Origin of the sequence: Stutzerimonas kirkiae, assembly GCF_004327335.1 — a bacterium.
GTDB lineage: Bacteria > Pseudomonadota > Gammaproteobacteria > Pseudomonadales > Pseudomonadaceae > Stutzerimonas > Stutzerimonas kirkiae.
The window spans coordinates 16,427-36,309 of record NZ_QJUO01000027.1; the positions used below are offsets into that span (position 1 = coordinate 16,427).

A 19,883-nucleotide genomic window follows, 5' to 3' on the forward strand; every position below is an offset into this window, starting at 1 on the left:
GTATAATTCAGGCTTTTTCAGAGTTTACTTAGCTTCAACAGGTTGAGTCTCCGAGGGACGGACTTGCATTTTTCATCTGGAAATCCTCCTCGGCGTAATTAAATCGGAATAGTGTGCAAAACTTTTGTCGTGAAAGAGTCGGGGGATCTCCAGTTTTTTGGTGGAATTGCATGGCTGCGCGTAAAGCCGATATTTCTCTCGAGCAGAGTGCGAGTGCACTCTGGGCAGCAAGGGCGTGATACGCCGATGTTTAATGGTATGTTTCTCTCGATGGATTTTGCTTGGCAGTGATTTACTATCTGCATTTCAGCATGTGTCTCGGCATTTTCTTCGGCGTTAGTTGGTGAGGTGGTAGGCGCGATGATCTTGCAGTACTGTATGGCTTGCACACGATCTTGATCCTCTGAGAGTTGGTCGTTGCAGATATCTGCCAGTTCAGATCTTAACACTGCCCAGAGCAGGGCGAGAGACACGTCGGGGAAGTGTCCGAAGTTTATGTAGTCGAAGCTTTTGGGGGATAGTTTCGGGTTGCCGGTAATTGTGCGGCGTTTGAAGTTGCAAGCTGCGTACAAGGTGTCCCCTATTATTGCGACGGCTGTAGTGTCCAGTTCGATTTCGGATGGTTGTAAATCGGTGCGGATAAGAACCTCAGGTGCAGAGTGCGTGCGTGCAATGGATCCCTGTAAAACGTCGGCCAGATGTGTGGTAGTTGGAGTGGATGCGGTAATTCTAGATAACTGGAATTGCTGGTTAAGTGCTGCCTGGCGGGAGGAAATTGCCGATGGCTTTGGGACACTCTTTCTTAGTTCGTTTGCTGTATAAGGTTGTACTGGGGACCTGATTTCAATGTGGCATGAACTGTAGATTGTCGCCATTATTGTCTGCGCTATTCTGTCCTCCAAGCGCTGATTCAAAAGCTCCTTGTATAAAAGATAGTTTGCGGTTTCCAATCTATCCAGCGCGTCTTCAGGAAACTGCGAGTGTGACTCGATATAGCTCCTCATGCGGGATCTGTCTTCGCTGGATAGCTCGGTGTCTAACCTGATGCCAAGAGTGCTGGCGGCAAAACTCAGCAGGGAGGCTGGGATTCGCGAGACGATTGCGAGTGCTTTCAGTGAAGACATTTTTCCTCCAGTTTCTTGATATCTGGGTTCCTATTCCAACACCCACTCCGCCAACTTCCCCGTCACCTGCGCCATCAGCACATTCTCGATATCCCTTGCACCCGCCGAGCTGCATTTGGCGAGCACGGCCTTGACGATGGCCGGATCGAAATCGAACGGCTTGCCGGTGGCGGCCTTGTAGCGTTCCCGCAGTTTCTCCAGCTTGGCCTGGACGATGCCTTCCAGGGTCGCTTCGTCCAGCGGGCGGTAGGGCACCACGGTCATACGGGCGAGGAAGGCGGGGCGGAAGGTTTGTAGCAGCACCTTGCGCAGGCGTTCGCTGAAGGCGTCGCCGCCGAGCTGCTCGGGCGGGGTGTCCAGCAGCAGTTCGGCGCCGACGTTGCTGGTGGCGAGCATCACGGTGTTCTTGAAGTCCACCAGCAGGCCGGTGCCGTCTTCCATCACGCCCTTGTCGAAGACGTTGTAGAACGCCTCCAGCACGTCGGGGTGGGCCTTTTCGATTTCGTCCAGCAGCACCACGGAATAAGGACGGCGGCGCACCGCTTCGGTGAGCACGCCGCCGCTGCCGTAGCCGACGTAGCCGGGTGGGGCGCCCTTGAGCTGGCTGACGGTATGGGCTTCCTGGTATTCGGAGAGGTTGATGGCGATCAGGTTGCGTTCGCCGCCGTACAAAGCGTCTGCCAGGGCGTAGGCGGTTTCGGTCTTGCCGACGCCGGTGGGGCCGAGCAGCAGGAATACGCCGACCGGCTTGGCCGGGTCGGTGAGGCCGGCGCGGTAGGCCTGGATACGCAGGGCGATGCTGTCGAGCGCGGCCTGCTGGCCCATCACCCGTTGCCCCATGCGCTGGCCGAGGGTGCGGATGGCGTGGGCTTCGTCGGCGAGCATCTTGCCCACCGGGATGCCGGTCCAGCCGGCGATCACCGCCGCCACGCTGCGTGAGTCGACCTGTTCCGGCACCAGCGGGTCGTCCTGGCGGATGGCGTCGAGGCCGGCTTCCAGGCGTGTCAGTTCGGCGGCCAGGTGCTCGAGACGGCCATCCCGCTCTTCGTCGGGATTGTCGAGGCTGTCGGCATCGGCATCGACGCCAAGGGCCAGCAACTCCCTACGCACCGCGAGCAGTTCGCGCACGGCTTCGCGTTCTTCGTCCCAGCGGCCTTGCAGCTCGCGCATGGCCTGCCGATTGTCGCTGGCTTCGAGCTCCAGTGCGCCGATGCGCGCATGGTGTTCCAGCCCGGTGGCCTGTTCGCGGCGCAGACGCTGTAGCTCTTCTTGCAGCGCCTGTTCGCGACGGCGCAGGCTTTCCAGTTGTGGCGGCACGTCGTACTGGCCGAGGGAAACCCGGGCGCAGGCGGTGTCCAGCACGCTGATGGCCTTGTCCGGTAGCTGGCGGCCGGAGATATAGCGGTGCGAGAGTTTCACCGCGTCCTGGATGGCGGCATCCAGCACCAGTACGCCATGGTGCTGTTCCAGCTTGGCGGCGATGCCGCGCAGCATCTCCACGGCTGTGGCCTCGTCCGGCTCCTCCACCTGCACCAACTGGAAGCGGCGCGCCAGTGCCGGGTCCTTCTCGAAGTACTTCTTGTATTCCAGCCAGGTGGTGGCGGCCAGGGTGCGCAGTTCGCCCCGGGCCAGGGCCGGCTTGAGCAGGTTGGCGGCGTCGCTGCCGCCTTCGCTGCCACCGGCGCCGATCAGCGTGTGGGCTTCGTCGATGAACAATACGGTCGGCTGCGCGCTGCTGCGCACCGCGTCGATCACGCCCTTGAGGCGCTGTTCGAACTCGCCCTTGACCCCGGCCCCGGCCTGCAGCAGGCCCAGGTCGAGGATGCGCAGGGTGACGTCCTGCAGGGATGGCGGCACTTCGCCGGCCGCGATGCGCCGGGCCAGCCCTTCGACCACGGCGGTCTTGCCGACGCCGGGGGCGCCGACCAGGATCGGGTTGTTCTGCCGCCGGCGCAGCAGGATATCGATGCACTGGCGGATTTCCCCGTCGCGCCCGAGGATCGGGTCGATACGTCCGGCGCGGGCGTCGGCGGTAAGGTCCTGGGTGTACTGGTCGAGGTGGGCGGTTTGCAGGGCTGGGCTGTCGGCCGGGGGCCGGGGCGTTTGCCGCTGGGGCTCCTGCTGCTGCAGGTGTTCGCGCAGGGTCTCGAGGGGTATGCGCAGCAGCGCTGGCGTGCTGTTCAGCAGCAGTACGCGGCGCTCTTCGCGGCCGAGCAGGGCAAGCAGCAACTGGCTGGGGGCGATGGCGGCCTGCCCGTCGAGGCTGGCCTGGAGCCATGCATCCTGCAGTACGCCGATGGTCTGGGCGGACAGGGCGGGGGTGCGGGTATTGCCATGCTTGAACAGTGCCTGGGCCGTTTCGAGCTCATGGGTCACGCTGGCGACCGTCAGGCCGAAGTGCGACAGCAGCCGGGCGAACGCGCCATCGTCCAGTGCCAGCAGTTCCAGCAGCAGGTGTTCCATTTCCACATAGTGGTGGGTCTGCTGGTGGCAGCGTTGCGCGGCTCGCTCCAGGGCGCTTCGGCATTCCGGGGCGAGCCGGTCGACCAGGGCGGCGAGTTCCATCAACCGGCCTCCGTCTTTCTCAAGTGCAGCCTGATGCGCTGTTCCGGGGCCTTTTGCGCATCCCGTCGCAGGCCGGTGTTCATACCCAGCCGCGCACCCTGTTGGTGCCCGAGGTGGAGCGGGCTCTGGGGGCGGACGATAAGCTCGAGGCGGCAGTCCAGGTCCGTGCCGAGATATTGCGCATGCAGCTCCGCCAGGGTGGCATGGGCGCTGCCGCCAGGCAGGAAGGCCCTTGCCTGTTCCGCTTGCAGCGGGCCGAGTTGAAGGTGGAAGCCGGCCTGTTCGTCCCAGGTCCGGTATCCGGCCACGGCGTTGTGCCCGAGGCGCAGGTTGCCGGCGCCTCGTTGCAGGCGGCTGCGGCTGGCTGCAGGGATTTCTCGCCAGGCGCCTGCATAGGCCTGGCAACGGGCGGGCACTGAAAACTGCCGCTGGATAATGGCGGCGAATACGGCCAGTGGCCGGCGTTTGCCACTGAAGGCTGCCGCACGGGCCAGGACCAGGCTATCCGGGCAGGGACCATGGGTCCGTCGAGGGAACGGCAGCAGCCCGGCCAGGGCGCGTAGCGGTTGGTCGAGCGCGGCCCGGGACGGGGGCTGGAAGCCCAACGCCAGGCGGTGCTTGCACAGCGTCCGGTAGAGCAGGCTGAGCAGGCGATGCTGGAATATATCGAAGAATTCCGCGGGGGCGTGGTCCTTCTGCCGGGTCTGTTGTCGCAGCCATTCCTGGTAGGCATAGGGCAGGGCGCCATCGGCGCCACCCAGGCCGAACATGGGGGTTTCGACGGTTATGGCGGGCTGCCCTTTTACCGGGGCCTGGGCGTCTTCATGCAGGGCGGTTATCTGGCTGGGCTCGAAGATAGCCGCCAGCGTACCGCGCAGGCGCAGGGCTTCGGTTTCCGGCTGGCTGCCCTGGCCAGGCGGTGTGGCCTGTGGCCGTTCACGTTGCAGCAGGAGCAAGGCCTGCAACCATTCGAAGGCCTGTGGCTCAGCGCGCAGGCGCTGGCTCAGACTACCAGGGGCTGGCCTGCTTGCGGGCGCCATAGGGCGATCTCCTGGTCGGCTTGTACCAGCACCGTGCGCACGAAGCGGTTGGCATTGGCGTGGAGGGAGAAGAATTGCGCCAGTACGGCGGAGAACAGCACCGCACTGCTGCCGGTGAAGGACTCCGGCTTGAGCCGCAGGCGCACTTCCAGGCCGTTCTGCCAGCCGCGCCAGGCATCGTCGCCGCGGTGTTCGGTCACTCGCCGGCAGTCCAGCGCCTCTATGCCCTGGATTTGCCGGAAGGCCTCGGGGGTTTCGCTCAGGTTGTGCAGGGCGAGCATTTCGCGCAGGGCTTCCAGGGCTCGCGGGCCTTCGCTGAGGGAGGCATGGTTGAGGGTCAATTGCGAGACCAGCCGCCAGCGCGACGGGCCGTCCAGCGCTGGCTGATATTGCCGGCTGGGTGTCTTGCGCAGATGCACATTGCCCACCGGCCCCGGGCGCTCGAAGTGCAACTGCGTTCCCGCCGGCAGGCGCTCGGCAAGGTGGCGGTTGGTGCACAGCAGGTCGGCGCTGAGGGTCTGCTCCGCTGCCGCTTCCCGGGGGTTGAAGTCGTTGTCCACCAGGCTCAGCAGCAGGTCGCTGCCTTGCCGTCCGGGTGTCATGCCCTGCACACGGCGGGCATGCCAGTAGAGGGGGGCGCCGCTGGCGGCATGTTGCCAGCCATGGTAGGGCGCCATGGGCCGCGCGCCATTCGCGCCGCTGGCCTGCAGGTTGCGGATGCTATGGATTTCCGTCGCTTCTTCGCGGTAGGCGTCGGCCACCAGGCGGTATTCGCTACGGGTTCCGTCCGGGCGCAGGGGTTCGGATATCCGCGAGAACAGGTTGACCACCGGGACGCAGCCCAGCGCCAGGTCGCCAGCCTGCAGGTCCAGGTACCGGGGCGGCTCATGCGCGAACAGTAGATGAATGCATAGTTGTCTGCCGCTGATCTTCCCGGCCTGGATGGGGAGGTCGAAAAAGGCGAATTTTTCCGGGAAGGTGAAATATTCCGCCAGCAGTTGCAGGCCCGGAGCGGTGCAGTCGTCCTCCGGCAGCAGCGACTGGCCGGCCGCGAAGCCGACGGCTACGGGGCTGCCGTCGAGCGGAGATTGCTCGTCCTCGCTCGGCCCCTGGGTGATGCCAGTGGCATGGGCGCCAAGCAGGTCATACAGCAGGGCATTGGTGATGCTGGAGGCCGACGACAGGTGTATCCGCAGTCGCTCGATTTCCAGCGATGGCCAGTCGTAGCCCTCCAGGCATTGCAGGACGATGCGCAACGCACTGCGCGGCGCCTTTGTTTGCGCGGGGTAATCCAGGGGCAGCCTGGCGCAGGTTTCCTCGGCATCGAGCAGGCGGGCCTCGGTGATCTCGATCGGCCACAGGGTCAGGTGGTCGGTGGTGCGAAAGTGCAGGGTCTGCCCGTGCAGGTTGCCGTGCTGGGCGAGGGGGTCGCGCTCGTTCACCGTGGTGAACAGAGGGGTGCCGCGTGCGATTGGGTAGCCTTGCGCAAGGTTGCCCTTGTGCAGGTCCGGCGTGAACTGGGCGATGGCGCAGGATGGAAAGGGCCGCAGGGCGTGGGGGTAGAGCTGTTCCAGCAGCGCGTCGCTGAACTGCGCGTAATCATCGTCAAGGCGCCGCTGCAGGCGGGCGGTGAGGAAGGCGAAGCCCTCCAGCAGGCGTTCGACGTGCGGATCGTTGCACTCATCGGCCCCCAGTTCCAGGCGCTGGGCAACCTTGGGGTAGCGTTCGGCGAAGCCAGCGCCGGCGTGTCGCAGCCAGGTCAGTTCGCGCTGGTAGTGCGCCAGCAACTCGTCGTCGATCGAGTCACTCATGGTGTACCTCCACTGTTTCGCCCTCTCGAGAGACCACGAAGAGTGCCGGCCAGCGCTGGCCGCCCTGGCGTAACTGGCCATGCAGGCGGAGGTGGAGTCGCTGTGGGCGGCACGGATCGTGTTGCACTTCTATGGAGGACAGTTGCAGACGCGGTTCGAAGCGTTCGATGGCCTGGCGCAGGGCGCGGGCCAGGTATCGCCGGTCGCTCTCGTGCCCACTCTGGAACATCGTCCAGTCGGCCAGTCCGTAGCCGAGGATGCCGGGGGCGTTGCCGGCCAGGGCATGCCCGCAACGGGTATTGAGCAGGCGCTCCAGCTCCCCGGCCACCGACGCCGCCATGGCCGTGCGGTCGAACACCTCGTCCACCTGGCGCAGACGCTCGAACAGCGGGGCGCGCAATTCGCTCTGGCGCATGCTGGCCATCGCTTATCAACTGGCCAGCTTGTTGGCGGCCAGGTCCCAGGTCGAGGCGGAAGTACCTTCCTTGCTGCCGTCGTCCTTCTGGGCGGTCAGTTCCCATTTGATCTTGGTGAAGTTCAGCGACAGGGTTTCCACCGGCTTGCCCCCGGCCCCGCCGCTGACGCTGACGTTGGACAGCACGACGTTGTCCAGCGTGTAGACGATGAAGGGCATGATCTTGCCATCGCTCTCGGCGGCATTGCGGCCAATGGTGATGGTGGCGCTGGGAATGGCCTTGCCCGAGCAGCAGTACTCGTTGAGGGTCGGGGTCGAGGTGTCGACGAACTTGGTCAGGGTGAATTCGCCGATATGCGGTTTGCCGGAGGTCCGCTCCGAGTTGCTGACGTCGTTGGTCACCTGCATCGCCACGTTGTGGCTGTAGGACATGATTTCGATCTTGTTTTCGTAGCCGCTGATCTGGCTGGTGCCTTTGATATCGTCGCCAAGGTCGAGAATGATCGCATCCATCGTATGGAACTCCGCTGTAGCTGAAGGGGAGGAAAAGGCTCACAGGCTGGCGGTCGGGGCAGCCGGCAGCGTGTTTCAGGCCGCTACCGGCGGTGGCAGGTCGGCCACCAGGCGGATCGAGGCGGTCAGCTCTTCCAGTTGGAAATGCGGGCGCAGGAATACCGTCGCCCGGTAGGTGCCCGGCTTGCCGGCCACCTCGACGACGTCGATGCGCGCTTCGCGCAGCGGGTATTGCGCCTTGATCTGCTGCGGCGCGTTGTCATTGATCAACACATAGTCGGCGATCCAGTTGTTGAGGTAGCTCTGCACGTTGTCGCGGGTCATGAAGCTGCCGACCTTGTCGCGCATGATCACCTTCAGGTAGTGGGCGAATCGCGAGGCCGCCAGTACATAGGGCAGCATGGCCGAGATACGTGCGTTGGCGTTAGCTTCGCTGGTGTTGTAGAGCCTCGGCTTGTTGGTGCTCTGGGCGCCGAAGAACACGGCGAGGCTGGTGTTCTTCTTGTGACACAGGGCGATGAAACCGAGGTCGTTGAGTTCCTTCTCACGCCGGTCGGTGATGGCGACTTCGGTGGGGCACTTCAGCGAAATGTCGCCCGCCGCCGCCCGGAAGCTGTGGGCCGGCAGGTTCTCCACCGCGCCGCCGCCTTCCACGCCCCTGATGGCGGCGCACCAGCCGTATTTGGCGAAGGCATCGGTGATGCGTTGCGCCATCAGCCAGGCGGCATTGCCCCACAGGTACTTGCCGTGGTCCGTGCCATCGACCTTCTCGACGAAGTTCATGCCGCTTACCGGGCTGGTCTCCGGGCCATAGGGCAGGCGCAGCAGGTAATGGGGCAGCACCAGGGAGACATAGCGTGAATCCTCGCGCTCGCGGAAAGCGCGCCAGCCGACCATGTCCTGGCTCTCGAATATCTTGCTCAGGTCACGTGGCACGGCCAGGTCGGTGAAGCTTTCCAGGTCGAACAGGCTGGGGTGCGCCGCGGCGATGAAGGGCGCGTGGGCGGCGGCCGCGACTTCCGACAGTTTGCCCAGCAGGGCGATGTCCGCGGGGTTGCGGCCGAACGCGTAGTCGCCCACCAGCAGGCTGTAGGGGTTGCCGCCGAAGGTCCCGTACTCTTCCTCGTAGATTTTCTTGAACAGCGCGCTCTGGTCGAACTCGATGGCCTTTTCCAGATCCTTCTGCAGGTCATCGCGGCTGACGTTGAGCAGTCGCAGTTTCAGTCGCGAACTGGTCTCGGTGTTCTGCACCAGTTGGTGCAGACCGCGCCAGGACGCTTCCAGTGCCTGGAAGGCGGGGGCGTGGAGGATTTCGTTCAACTGGTCGCCGATCAACTGGTCGATCTCGGCGATGCGCTGGTTGATCATGGCCACCGTGTTCTTGCTGGCGAGCATTTTCTTGTCGAGCACCTGGCCGGCGAATTCGCCGAGCATTTCCCGGGCCGACTGTTGCTGGCTGTCATCGGGGGCCATGCGGCCTTCCTGGATGATGCGCTGCAGCACGGAGAGGGTCTGGGTGCCTGCCTCGGTTGCGGATGCTGCGGATTTCTTGCTGGGCATGGTCGGTTACTCCGGGGCGGGGGATCAGGCGGTTGGCTCAGTCGGTTCGGTGCCGGGCTGCTCTGCGCTGTCGGCGGTGGACGAGGAGTCCCTGATGGCCTGCAGCCCTTCGGTGTTGTCCACGACTTCCTGCAGCAGTTGCTCCAGTTCGTCGTTGCCGTCCAGCTTGGTCAGCAGGTCGCGCAGTCGCTGGCGTGTTTCGAAGAGATTCTTCAGTGCCGGGACCTGATTGACGATGCTGACCGGATCGAAGGCGTCGATAGAGTCGAAGGTCAGCGCCAGGTTGAGCGTGTCGTCGCCGCCGAGTGTGTCATCCACCTGCAGGGTGAGCCGGGGACTGCTGGAGCGCAGGACCTCGTTGAAGTTGTCGCGGTCGATTTCGACGAAACGGCGCTCGCCCAGTTTGGGCAGGGGGTGCTCGGGGGTTCCGGAAAGGTCGGCGAGGATGCCGACGACCAGTGGCAATTCCTTTTTCTCGATGGCGTCGCCGATTTCCACGTCATAGGTGATCTGGACGCGAGGGGGGCGTACGCGGTCGAGTCTGTGCTGCGTGCTTTCGGCCATGAGGGCGAACTCCGAGACGGTTGGCTCGAGCACGCGAAGAAGTGTCGGCGTGCTCCTTCACTGGATTGCGCGCATGACAGGATGAGGGTATTCACGCCTGTCCGTGGCGATCCGGTAATCCGAAAAACGGACTACCCAACTACGGTAGAACAGGTTTATAAAAACGCAAATAAAACTTTTTTCTGACAGAAAAACTACATGGACGTTCGAAAATGGCCTCGAATTTCAAATGGTTTCCATGCATCCTGTCGCTCGTGCTGTCGACCGGCTGTGCCTGGTTCGGGCCCGCTATCGAGCTGAAGAGCCTGACGCTCGATGTGGCGAGCAGGGCCAACGATGATTTGCCCATCGCGGTCGATTTCGTCGCCGTGACGGAGCCACGGTTGCTGGAAACACTGGCAGGAATCAGCGCGCGGCAATGGTTCGCCGAGCGTGAGCAATACCGGCGCGATCATCCGCACATGCTTTCGGTGTGGAGCCTGGAACTGGTGCCCGGGCAATTCATGGACGCGCGCGATTTCCCGTTTTCCGGGCAACGTGCGGCGGGGCTGCTGGTCTTTGCCGATTATGCGACGCCCGGGGCGCACCGCCTGCGGCTGGAGGGGCGGCGCAAGGTCTGGTTGCGTTTCGATGGCAGGGAAATGCGTGTGCTGGAGGTGAGCGACCGCTGAGTCGCGGTGGGCCGGCGGCCAATGACAGTCTGGATGTCGAAGGGAGAAGTACTGTGAGAGTGTTACCCGATGCGGTGTGCTGGCACGAGGGCATGCAATTGCTGCCGCAGCATTTCCAGCTCCAGGGTTTGCGTGCCGAGGTGCTGGCGGAGCAGCTCGCGCAGGCCGCCAATCCCTGGTTCTGGGGGCTCTTTCTGCTCGACCTGGACAGGACGGCGTTGAGCGGGGGGCTGGTGCGTATTCGCGAGCTGGAGGCCATCCTGCCGGATGGCTTGCCGGTCAGGCTGGCCCGCGACGCGAAGCCGCTGGAGTTCGATGCCCGGGAGGCGATCGAGGCGACGGCGGAAAAGACCACGACGATCTACCTGGCGATTACCCCTCTGGCCCGTTCCGGGCAATTGCTCCCTCTCAAGGGCCGTATGGATTCGTTGCAGGGGGCCGCGGTGCCTGACCTGGCCAGCGGCGAATTCCCCGAGCCGATTCCCGTCTGGCAGCCCCATCTGCGCGTGCTCGACGAGAGCAGCCGTTCCGATTCCGTTTGTCTGCCGCTACTGCGTATCGCCCGCGAGGCCGGCGGTTACGTCCAGTGTGACTATGTGGCGCCGACGCCACGCATCGGTGTGGATTCGCTGATCGGCAGAAGGCTGGAGAGCATCTGCCTGCAGGCCCGGGAAAAGTGCCTGTCCCTGGCCGGGCGACTACGCCAGGCGCAGCGGGCCGACAGGCTGGAGGATGTCCAGGAAATCCGGCGCCAGTTGGCCGCACTGTGGATGCGCCTGCCCGAGGTGGAAGCGCTGCTGGGCAGCGGGGTGGTGGGGCCATTGCAACTGCATGCGGTGCTCTGCGGCATGGCCGGCAGTTGGAGCGCGCTGGCGCCGCAGGACGGCGTTCCGCTGTTCGCGGCACTGGATTATTTCGATCTGCTCGCGGGTTTTCGGCCGGTTCTGGACTGGCTGGACGGCTGTCTGCAGCGAATCCACGTCGGTTATCGGCGTAGTGTCTTCGAGCGCCAGGACGATGATTTCATCCTGCAACTGCCCGGCATGGAGCTGTCGGAGCGGCGCCTGGTGATCGGTTTGCGCATGCCCGCCGGCAGTGGCGAGCGCGATGCCCGCGAATGGCTGGAGCGCTCGGTGGTCGCTTCGGAGAGCTTCATTCCGGCGCTGGTACGCCAGCGCATGCGCGGGCTGGCGGTACGTCCGCTGGACCGGCGCGAGCAGATCGCCTATGGCGTGGGGGACGAGACCCATCTGTTCGTCGTACATATCGACCAGGACTGGTTCCAGCCCGCACAGCGGCTGTTGGTGAAGCCGCCGCGGGTGGCGACGGGCCAGGTGCCGGAACAGCTGTGGCTGTTCTACAAGGACGAGGTTGTCGATACAGACTGAAAGCGAAGGAAGCGGCGATGAACGAAGGGAAGCATGCAATCTATCCCCCAGCATTCGGCGAGTCGGTGCTGAGCCAGGCGTTCCAGCAGGCCTGGCTGGACTGGCAGCGATGCCGGGTGCGGCATCAGGGCGGAGAGGCGGTGCCCATCGAGCGCGTCGTCGACGATGCCCGGGCCATTGTCCGGCGGTTGTGGCGCACGGCCATGGTCGAGGTCGGCGAGTCGGCCAGCGATCAGGTCAAGGGGCTGGTGTACGCCTTTGTCGCGCTGCTCGATGAAACCCTGCTGTTCGAAGACTGGGCGGGCCAGGCCGCCTGGCAGGAGCGGCCACTGGAGTTGCGCCTGTACGGTACGCGTAATGCCGGGGAACGCCTGCCCGGGGCCATCCAGCGTTTGCTCAAGGCGCGTTCGCCGTCGAATCGGGACCTGGCCAATGTCTACCTGTTGTGCCTGTTGCTGGGCTTTCGCGGTTGTTTGCGTGGCCCGCGCGGCGAGGCACTGCACGAGAAGTGGCGGCAAGCCCTGTATGCGCATGCCTGGCAGCGTGATGCCGATGGCGAAGGGCTGCTGGCGCGGCTGCAGCAGCCGAGCCAGGTTGCCTTGCAGCGTCTGCCGTTGAGCCGTTCCCTGCCCGACGGGACGCGCCTGGGCCTGGCCCTGCTGCTGGCCTTGGGGCTGCTGCTGGTGATTGCGCATGGCTTCTGGCGTGACATCCGCGACGAACTGGAGCCCGCGCTGCATCTATTGTCCCCCATGTCCCAGGAGGCGCGACCGTGAGCCTCTGGCCGGTCCTGCTGGTGATTGCGCTGCTGATGCTGCTGGGCTTCGCCCTGCTGTTCTGGTGGTTGCGCAGTCGTGGCGCCAGGGCCGTGCGTGCCTTGTACCTGACGGTGCGACAGATGGAACAGGACCATGGGGTGAGTGATCGCTATGGTTTCCCCTGGTATCTGTTGCTCGGCGATCCGGCGTTGGGGCAGGGGCTCTGTCCGGCCTGGAACCTGAATGCGGTGGGGCCGGCGGCCTGGTTCGGCCGTTGGTGGGCGGACCAGGACGGTGCCGTGCTCGCCGTGCCCCAGGCGCTTTTCCTGCCCGAGGAGGGCAGCCCGCCGACACTGTTGCAGTGGCGGCGATTGCTGAGCCTGCTGGTGCGCCTGCGGCCGCGCCGCCCGCTGGACGGCGTTATCTGGAACATTCCCGCGCAACGCCTGCTCGAGCCGTTGTTCTGGTCCCATGACAGCCTGCTGCTGAAGCGGCGTTTCAATGACCTGCTGCAGCGGCTGGGGCTGAGCCTGCCGGTCTACGTGGTGGTATCCGGACTGGAACAACTGCCGGGGTTCGAGGCGCTGCTGGAGGCGTTGCCGGAACAGGCCCGGCAACGCAACCTTGGCTGGACTTCGGCGGTCCCGGTCGATCTGGTGTGGCAGACCGAGGTCGTGGACGCGGGCTTCGACAGCGTGCTGCAGTCGCTGCAGGCCGTGGTGCTGGAGGCGGCGGTGCTCAACGGCCGCCTGGACAACGACCTGCATGGGTTCCCGCGAGAACTGGAGGCCTTGCGCGATGGGCTTCGGCTGCGCCTGGAGCTGGCCTTCCAGGGTAATAGCCTGGGCGAGGCCGCCCGGCTGAGGGGCCTGTATTTCACCGGTCGCCAGCATCAGGTGGCGGCCCCGGACGCCCCTGAGCCGCCGCCGGGCGTGGCGGCCCCCCAGGTTTTCTGCCAGCGGCTCTGGCAGGAACGGCTGCTCGCCGAGCAGGGCCTGGCCCGCGCGGTGCCGCGTATATTGCGGCTGCGCCTGCGTTCGCAGTGGCTGGTGGCCATGGGCGCGGCGGCCCTGGCGTGTGTCTGGCTGCTGGGGATGTTGTGGGTCTGGCATGACAGTACCCGGGATGCGCGCATCCTGGTGCAAGGCGTGCAGACGCTGCAGCGTGGCAGCGATCTGACGGAGCGACAGCGCCTGCAGGCCTACTGGCGATTGCTGCAGGATGCGCCCCGCTGGCATTACCGGTCGTTGCTGTACCCGGGCTCGTGGTTTTCCGGTTTCGATGACGAAATGGATCGGCTGGTGCGTGGCCTTGCCCTGAACCAGGCGCTGTTGCCCCTGCACCGTCTGCTGAGGGATGACTTCGCGCAGTTGCAGAGGATTGGCCAGGATGGCCCCGCGGCACATACGGCGCATGACAGCCCGGAGCGCTGGCCGGCTTTTGTCGATTCGCGCCGGCTGGCCGATGGGCTGGTGCGCCTCGAGCGGCGCAACGACTGGTATGCCGCTGTGCGCAACGGCACGCCGGCCCCGCTCGAGACCCTGATGCTGCTGGCCAATGACCGGTTGGCGCTCGACCTGCAGGTCTCCGCGAGGCCCGGTATGGCCCATTTCGATTCAGCCCTGGCGGCGGGAGTGCCTGAAGCCCCGCCAGGCATTGCCATGGAGAAATCCGCCGCAATCATCGAAGGGCATTTCCGTGAACTCATGTGGCAGTGGCTGGATCAGTATTTCATGGCGGATGCCGTCGTCCGCCCAGCCAGCTATCTGCGTTTGCAACTGGCACAGCTCGGTAATGGCCAAGGCCGCAAGCCGGCGGAGCTGGAGGAAATCCAGGCGCTGATCGAGAGCCTGCGCAGAGCCCTGGAGCAGGGCAACGTCAGTTCTAACAATGACGGGGGCCTGGTGCCGGGCTATCGCGAATTGCTGGAAAGCGTGGGGCAGAGCCGTTTGTTGGGCAAGGACATGGCGAATGCCCTGGTGGCCGAGGCCGAGCAACTGCGGCGTTCGTTCCAGGCCCGGTGGATCGCTCCGGCAGGCTTGCGCAACGACAATCTCCTGCAGCAGCAATCCAACGGCACGCTGCTCCTGCAGGAGCATGTGGCCGGACTGGGCAGCGCTATCGATGGTCTGTTGCGCGAGGATTTCGTTGTGATGGCATATCGCCATCATGACCAGGACTTCGATCCATCAGGGTTGGTCCACCTCGATGCGAGGTCGATAAACGCCGCCCTGGCCCATTACCAGGATTTTCTCGGCTACCTGTCCCAGGCCCAGGGCTCGATGCCTGCGGATTATCGCCAGGCACTGATCCGCAGCGCCGAGTCCGCCGCCGCGGTGGCGATGTGGAGCCGCCTGGCCGGGCACCGCGGGAGCAACCGCGAGGTGCCGATGGGGCGCGGCTTCGACGTGCCGGTCGAGGCGGCCAGGCAGGTTCGGCAGGCTTTCGAGGTGCTGGGGCGGGAACACCTGGCCCAGGCGCTGGAAGGGCATCTGACGGCGCTGGCGCTCGACGATATCGCGGCGGCGCTGGTGGAGATCGATCGTTTGCCGCTGATGCACGAACGCAGCAAAGTGAGCGACTGGCAGGGCGGGCCAAACCTTGGCCTGCAATTCTACCGCTCCACCGATATTCAGGACTTGAAGCAGACCCTGGCCCGGCAGTTCGAGATCATGCTGGCCGTGACCGAAAGTCACGCACCGGCGCTGGCATGGCTCAATGGCAATGACAACCTCGGCTATTCCGAGCGGGACCAGGTGCTGCGCCTGTATGGGCTCAGCGAGGAAATGGCCCGCTACAAGATGCAGAATCCAGCCAGTGCGCCCGCCCTGCTGGAGCAGATGCTCAGCAGGGATTTCATGCAGATGGATTCCGCCAACTGCGGCCAGGTACTGGCTACCAGCATGCTGCCGCCCGGGCAGGGCGAACTGTCGCGGCACATACGCAACCTGCACGGTCAGGCGCAACGGCGTTGCCAGGCGTTGCAGCAGCGGCTGGCCGGGGACGCCTGGGACGCCATCGTCGAGTATTTCCAGCGCCACTTGGCCGGGCGCTTCCCCTTCAGCCATGACCCGCGGGCCGAGGATGCCGATCCGCAGAAAGCCAGGCACTTCATCGGCTTGCTGGAAAAGAACCTGGCGGTGGCGCGAACCGGTCTGCAGTCTTCCACTTCTCTGGAGCAACTCGATTTTCTCGACCGGCTCCAGTCGGCCCAGGCCCTGTTGGCAGCGATCCTGGACGAGCGGGCAACTGGAAAAGGTCTGGAAGTCGAAGTGCATTGGCGTACCGAGCGCGAGTACGAACGGGGCGCCGAGCAGGTCATTCGCTGGGCGCTGCATGTGGCCGACCGGCAGATAGACTATCCGGGGGATGGCGGGCAACGGCTGCAATGGCGTGTCGGGGAGCCGGTCAGGCTGGTGCTGCGCTGGGCCAGTGGCAGTCTGCTGCGGCCCGCCATCGATACGCGCCAGGCGGGCATGGCTGTCGCCGGCTTGGAGGCGGGCTGGCAGTACAGCGGTCCCTGGGCATTGTTGCGCATGATGAATGCGCATGCCGTCACGCCGGATGCAGCGACGGCCGATGAACGCTCGCTACTGTTGCAGGTCCCGGTGCGAGAAGCGGACAGAGCACCGTCGACAGCTCGCATGTTCCTGCGCCTGGTGCTGGCGGAGCAGGGGACGGGGGCGACACTGTCGCTGCCTGAGCTGTCAGTGCCGGCTTCTCGTCCATATGCGGCCAACGGCAACAGCCCCTGGGAGTCCCCATGATCACCGATGAAGCCTGGCAGGCCATCATGCGGCCGTTCGCCGCCGATGCGCCTTGTGGCCCTTCCCTGTGCAACGATCCCCTCATGGAACGCCTGCGCGAGCTGCGCCGGGAGGACGATGACAGCCTGCCCGTGGGTATCTGGCAAAGCGAGCGAAAGCTTGCCGATTGGACGGGTGTGCAGCAACTGGCCGAGTTGGCCCTGGCCGAGCGCAGCAAAGACCTGACGATTGCCGCGTACCTGGGGGAAGCCTGGTTGTTTCTCGACGGGCTGGCCGGCCTGGCGGCTGCGTTGAGGCTGCTGGTCGGCCTGTGCGAGCGCTTTGACGACGACCTGCATCCGCTGGCCCTGGGCGGTGACCAGTCGTGGCGAGCGGCGCCCCTGGACTGGTTGGTACGGCGTTATGCCGACATTCTCACGACCCGATTGCCGATCTGCCCGGACTGGCCACAGATGACCCCGCATGCCTGGCAGAGCCTGCAGCGCCGGCCGCTCCAGGCTGGGGACGGCAAGGCCGAGAAAGCCGCCGCGGAGGCGGCGCGCCTGCAACAGAAAAAGCTCGATGAAAGCGTGCGTGGCGGCAAGGTGGGCGGCTGGCAGGCGGCGCTTGCGCAACTGGAAAGCGCCAGCGCCGAATTGCAGGCACTCGATGCATGGTGCGCGCGTTCCCTGGGGCGCGAAGCGCCGAGCTTGCAGCCGCTGGATAGTGCTATCCAGTCATTCACCGCCATCATCAAGGGGTTGAGCAACATGGCACCAGAGGAAACCAGCGCTATGCCCGCAGATATGCCCGAAGCCCCGCCGTCCGGGAATGTCCATGAGGCACGGCTGCCGGCCGGGGCGCCCGGCAGCCGTGCGGAGGCCTACCGGCAACTGTCGCTAATCGCCGACTACCTGGCACGTACGGAGCCGCACAGCCCGGTGCCCTATGTGATCCGTCGCGTGGTCGAGTGGGGAGACATGCCATTGAGCGACCTGCTCGATGAACTGATCAAGGCCGATGCCGAATCGCGACGGGTGTGGTCGTTGCTGGGTGTTCTGCGCTGACGGAGGAGGCTAGAATCCCTGGCCCGATATTTCGATAAAGCACTCGTTCCCCCATGTCTTCAGCCCAGGCCGCCGCCGAACGTATCGCCCAGTTGCGCAGTGAACTGGATGCGCACAACTACCGCTACTACGTGCTCGATGAACCGAGCGTGCCGGATGCCGAATATGACCGGCTATTCAACGAGCTCAAGGCCCTGGAGGCCGAGCATCCCGAGCTGATCACCCCCGAGTCGCCGACGCAGCGGGTCGGTGGCGAGGCGCTGCAGGCGTTTGGCCAGGTCAGGCATGAAGTGCCGATGCTCAGCCTGGGCAATGCCTTCGAGGAACAGGACCTGCTGGACTTCGACCGCCGTGTGCGCGAGGGGCTGGACCTGCCGGGCGGTGACCTGTTCGGCGATGGTGTCAGCGTTGTCTACAGTTGTGAGCCGAAGCTCGATGGCCTGGCGGTCAGCCTGTTGTACGAGAACGGCCAACTGGTGCGTGGTGCCACCCGTGGCGACGGTACGACGGGCGAGGACATCACCAGCAATGTACGCACCGTGCGCAATATCCCGCTGAAGCTGCATGGCAGCGGTTGGCCGGCGGCACTGGAGGTGCGCGGCGAGATCTATATGCCCAAGGAAGGCTTCGAGGCACTGAATGCGCGCCAGTTGGAAAGTGGCGGTAAACCCTTCGCCAATCCCCGCAATGCGGCAGCCGGCAGCCTGCGCCAACTGGATTCGAAGATCACCGCCAGCCGCCCGCTGGAGCTGTGTGCCTATGGCGTCGGTCGCAGCGATGGGGAACTGCCTGCGACTCACTTCGATATCCTCCAGGCCCTCAAGGGCTGGGGGTTGCCCATCAGCCGGGAACTGAAGCGGGCATCCGGGATCGCCGAATGCCAGGCCTACTACCGCGATATCGGTGAGCGCCGCGACGCCTTGCCCTATGAAATCGATGGCGTGGTGTTCAAGGTCGATGCAGTGGCCCAGCAGCGTGAACTGGGCTTCCGCGCCCGGGAGCCGCGCTGGGCCATCGCCCACAAGTTCCCGGCGCGGGAAGAGCTGACCGAACTGCTCGGCGTGGAATTCCAGGTGGGGCGCACCGGGGCGGTCACGCCGGTTGCACGGCTGCGGCCGGTGCAGGTGGCGGGTGTGACCGTGTCCAATGCCAGCCTGCACAATATGGACGAAGTGGCGCGGCTCGGGGTGATGGTTGGCGATACCGTGATCGTGCGCCGTGCCGGGGACGTGATCCCGCAGGTACTGGGTGTGGTCGCCGAACGCCGCCCGGTGGATGCACAGGCGATCCAGGTGCCGCAGCACTGCCCGGTGTGCGGTTCGGCCGTCGAGCGCACGCAACTGGTCAAGCGCAGCAAGGGGCGTTCCTCCACCAGTGAGGGCTCCATCTATCGCTGCGTGGGGCGCCTGGCCTGCCAGGCACAGTTGAAGCAGGCGATCATCCATTTCGTCTCGCGTCGAGCGATGGATATAGATGGCCTTGGCGACAAGATCGTAGAGCAGTTGGTGGACACGGGGCTCGTCGCTTCCCCCGCCGATCTGTATAAGCTGCACTTCGAGCAACTGGTCGTACTCGATGGCTTCGCCGAGTTGTCTTCACGCAACCTGCTGGCAGCTATCGAGGCGAGCAGGACCCCGACCCTGGCACGCTTCATCTATGCACTGGGCATTCCCGATGTCGGCGAGGAAACCGCCAAGCTGCTGGCGCGGGCACTGGGCTCGCTGGAGCGTATCGGCAAGGCCCTGCCGGAGGTGCTGACCTACCTGCCGGATGTCGGACTGGAAGTGGCCCATGAGATCCGCAGCTTCTTCGAGGACGAACATAACCGCCAGGTGATCGCGGCGTTGCAGGGGTACCTCGAACTGCAGGACGAGGGCGATATGCACCCGCAGTTCGCCGCCAGCACCACACTGGCCGAACTGCTGGGCAAGCTGGATATTCCCTTTATCGCCAGCACCGGCGCGCAGCGCCTGGCCGAACGCTTCGGTAGCCTGGAGGCGGTGATCGCGGCGGACTGGCTCGACCTGCGCCAGGTCGAGCGGCTCAATGAAAAGGCTGCACGTTCCCTGCGCGATTTCTTCGATGTGCCCGCCAATGCCGCGCGCGCCAGGGCCATAGAGGTGCAATTGCTGGCGTTCGGCATGCACTGGCAGAGCGAGCGCAAAACGGCGGCGGGCCTGCCGCTGGCCGGGCAGAGCTGGGTGCTGACCGGTACCCTGGAAAGCATGAGCCGGGATGTCGGCAAACAACGGCTGGAGGCCCTGGGGGCCAAGGTCGCAGGCTCCGTTTCGGCTAAAACGGCCTGTGTCGTCGCCGGGCCGGGCGCCGGTTCGAAGCTGGGCAAGGCCCGGGAGCTGGGCGTCACCGTGCTGGAGGAAGAGGCGTTCCTGGCTGAACTGGCTCGGCTCGAGGGCTAGCGATAGGTGCTTGAGAACCTGTTCGTGATCTTTTCGCGGTATTTCCCTGTGAGTCGACTCGGTTTCCGTGGCGATGCCGACCATCAGGTTCAGGGTGCGCCGTGCGCACCTGAGCGGGAAGCCGGTGCGCATGGCGCACCCTGCGGCGGCCTTGGCTTGTGAGATCGTTAACAGGTTATGAGGGTTTTGCCTGCTTCCCAATGGCATTCCACTGGCCTGTGCCAGATCGCGTGCGATATCTGGA

The 19,883-nt window shown here is 64.8% G+C and carries 14 protein-coding genes; 6 read left to right on the forward strand and 8 right to left on the reverse strand.

Going from position 1 to position 19,883, the window contains the following annotated elements; translation table 11 throughout:
- Positions 1-98: 98 nt before the first annotated feature.
- The 8 genes from DNJ95_RS14225 to tssB all read right to left on the reverse strand — a co-directional run bounded on the left by DNJ95_RS14225 (position 99) and on the right by tssB (position 9,592).
- Positions 99-1,124: a hypothetical protein gene (locus DNJ95_RS14225; protein ID WP_131185390.1), complete on the reverse strand. Its 1,026-nt coding sequence runs from the start codon at positions 1,122-1,124 to the stop codon at positions 99-101.
- 30 nt (positions 1,125-1,154) lie between these two features.
- Complete coding sequence (gene tssH / locus DNJ95_RS14230; protein WP_131185391.1) at positions 1,155-3,689, reverse strand: type VI secretion system ATPase TssH; 2,535 nt, start codon at positions 3,687-3,689, stop codon at positions 1,155-1,157.
- Complete coding sequence (gene tssG / locus DNJ95_RS14235; protein WP_131185392.1) at positions 3,689-4,729, reverse strand: type VI secretion system baseplate subunit TssG; 1,041 nt, start codon at positions 4,727-4,729, stop codon at positions 3,689-3,691. Before tssG ends, tssH begins: the two co-directional genes overlap by 1 nt.
- Positions 4,693-6,540, reverse strand: a complete 1,848-nt coding sequence (gene tssF, locus DNJ95_RS14240; RefSeq protein ID WP_131185393.1) for a type VI secretion system baseplate subunit TssF — start codon at positions 6,538-6,540, stop codon at positions 4,693-4,695. Before tssF ends, tssG begins: the two co-directional genes overlap by 37 nt.
- Positions 6,533-6,955, reverse strand: a complete 423-nt coding sequence (gene tssE / locus DNJ95_RS14245; RefSeq protein WP_131185394.1) for a type VI secretion system baseplate subunit TssE — start codon at positions 6,953-6,955, stop codon at positions 6,533-6,535. Before tssE ends, tssF begins: the two co-directional genes overlap by 8 nt.
- Before the next feature lie 15 nt (positions 6,956-6,970).
- Entirely contained in the window at positions 6,971-7,468 is a 498-nt protein-coding gene (locus DNJ95_RS14250; RefSeq protein ID WP_131185395.1) for an Hcp family type VI secretion system effector, read from the reverse strand.
- A gap of 75 nt (positions 7,469-7,543) precedes the next feature.
- Positions 7,544-9,028 carry a type VI secretion system contractile sheath large subunit gene (gene tssC, locus DNJ95_RS14255; RefSeq protein ID WP_131185396.1) on the reverse strand — a complete coding sequence of 495 codons (1,485 nt, stop codon included), beginning with the start codon at positions 9,026-9,028 and terminating at the stop codon, positions 7,544-7,546.
- A 24-nt stretch (positions 9,029-9,052) separates the two neighbouring features.
- Positions 9,053-9,592, reverse strand: coding sequence for a type VI secretion system contractile sheath small subunit (tssB, locus tag DNJ95_RS14260; protein ID WP_131185397.1), 540 nt, complete (start codon positions 9,590-9,592; stop codon positions 9,053-9,055).
- A gap of 212 nt (positions 9,593-9,804) precedes the next feature.
- Here tssB and DNJ95_RS14265 point away from each other — a divergent pair, with 212 nt between their 5' ends.
- The 6 genes from DNJ95_RS14265 to ligA are packed head-to-tail and all read left to right on the forward strand — an operon-like array spanning position 9,805 to position 19,639.
- Positions 9,805-10,263, forward strand: a complete 459-nt coding sequence (locus DNJ95_RS14265) for a type VI secretion protein (RefSeq protein WP_131185398.1) — start codon at positions 9,805-9,807, stop codon at positions 10,261-10,263.
- Between the two features lie 53 nt (positions 10,264-10,316).
- Positions 10,317-11,651, forward strand: a complete 1,335-nt coding sequence (tssK, locus tag DNJ95_RS14270; RefSeq protein ID WP_242671979.1) for a type VI secretion system baseplate subunit TssK — start codon at positions 10,317-10,319, stop codon at positions 11,649-11,651.
- Positions 11,652-11,668: 17 nt separating this feature from the next.
- The gene (locus DNJ95_RS14275; RefSeq protein ID WP_131185399.1) at positions 11,669-12,427 is read left to right on the forward strand and encodes a DotU family type IV/VI secretion system protein; all 759 of its coding nucleotides are present in this window, start codon (positions 11,669-11,671) and stop codon (positions 12,425-12,427) included.
- The gene (locus tag DNJ95_RS14280; protein WP_131185400.1) at positions 12,424-16,176 is read left to right on the forward strand and encodes a type VI secretion protein IcmF/TssM N-terminal domain-containing protein; all 3,753 of its coding nucleotides are present in this window, start codon (positions 12,424-12,426) and stop codon (positions 16,174-16,176) included. The genes DNJ95_RS14275 and DNJ95_RS14280 overlap by 4 nt, the downstream gene beginning before the upstream one ends.
- Positions 16,173-17,222: a type VI secretion system protein TssA gene (gene tssA / locus DNJ95_RS14285; protein WP_131185401.1), complete on the forward strand. Its 1,050-nt coding sequence runs from the start codon at positions 16,173-16,175 to the stop codon at positions 17,220-17,222. The genes DNJ95_RS14280 and tssA overlap by 4 nt, the downstream gene beginning before the upstream one ends.
- Positions 17,223-17,275: 53 nt before the next feature.
- A complete protein-coding gene (gene ligA / locus DNJ95_RS14290) occupies positions 17,276-19,639 on the forward strand; it encodes an NAD-dependent DNA ligase LigA (RefSeq protein WP_131185402.1) in 2,364 nt (787 codons plus the stop codon).
- The last annotated feature ends 244 nt before the right edge of the window (positions 19,640-19,883 follow it).

Bases quoted from the DNA above. Each gene is read 5' to 3' on its own strand.
- DNJ95_RS14275 (WP_131185399.1), top strand. From the start codon at position 11,669: ATGAACGAAGGGAAGCATGCAATCTATCCCCCAGCATTCGGCGAGTCG.
- tssF (WP_131185393.1), bottom strand. From the start codon at position 6,540: ATGAGTGACTCGATCGACGACGAGTTGCTGGCGCACTACCAGCGCGAA.
- tssH (WP_131185391.1), bottom strand. From the start codon at position 3,689: ATGGAACTCGCCGCCCTGGTCGACCGGCTCGCCCCGGAATGCCGAAGC.
- tssE (WP_131185394.1), bottom strand. From the start codon at position 6,955: ATGCGCCAGAGCGAATTGCGCGCCCCGCTGTTCGAGCGTCTGCGCCAG.
- tssA (WP_131185401.1), top strand. From the start codon at position 16,173: ATGATCACCGATGAAGCCTGGCAGGCCATCATGCGGCCGTTCGCCGCC.
- tssC (WP_131185396.1), bottom strand. From the start codon at position 9,028: ATGCCCAGCAAGAAATCCGCAGCATCCGCAACCGAGGCAGGCACCCAG.
- tssB (WP_131185397.1), bottom strand. From the start codon at position 9,592: ATGGCCGAAAGCACGCAGCACAGACTCGACCGCGTACGCCCCCCTCGC.
- ligA (WP_131185402.1), top strand. From the start codon at position 17,276: ATGTCTTCAGCCCAGGCCGCCGCCGAACGTATCGCCCAGTTGCGCAGT.
- DNJ95_RS14250 (WP_131185395.1), bottom strand. From the start codon at position 7,468: ATGGATGCGATCATTCTCGACCTTGGCGACGATATCAAAGGCACCAGC.
- DNJ95_RS14265 (WP_131185398.1), top strand. From the start codon at position 9,805: ATGGCCTCGAATTTCAAATGGTTTCCATGCATCCTGTCGCTCGTGCTG.
- DNJ95_RS14225 (WP_131185390.1), bottom strand. From the start codon at position 1,124: ATGTCTTCACTGAAAGCACTCGCAATCGTCTCGCGAATCCCAGCCTCC.
- tssG (WP_131185392.1), bottom strand. From the start codon at position 4,729: ATGGCGCCCGCAAGCAGGCCAGCCCCTGGTAGTCTGAGCCAGCGCCTG.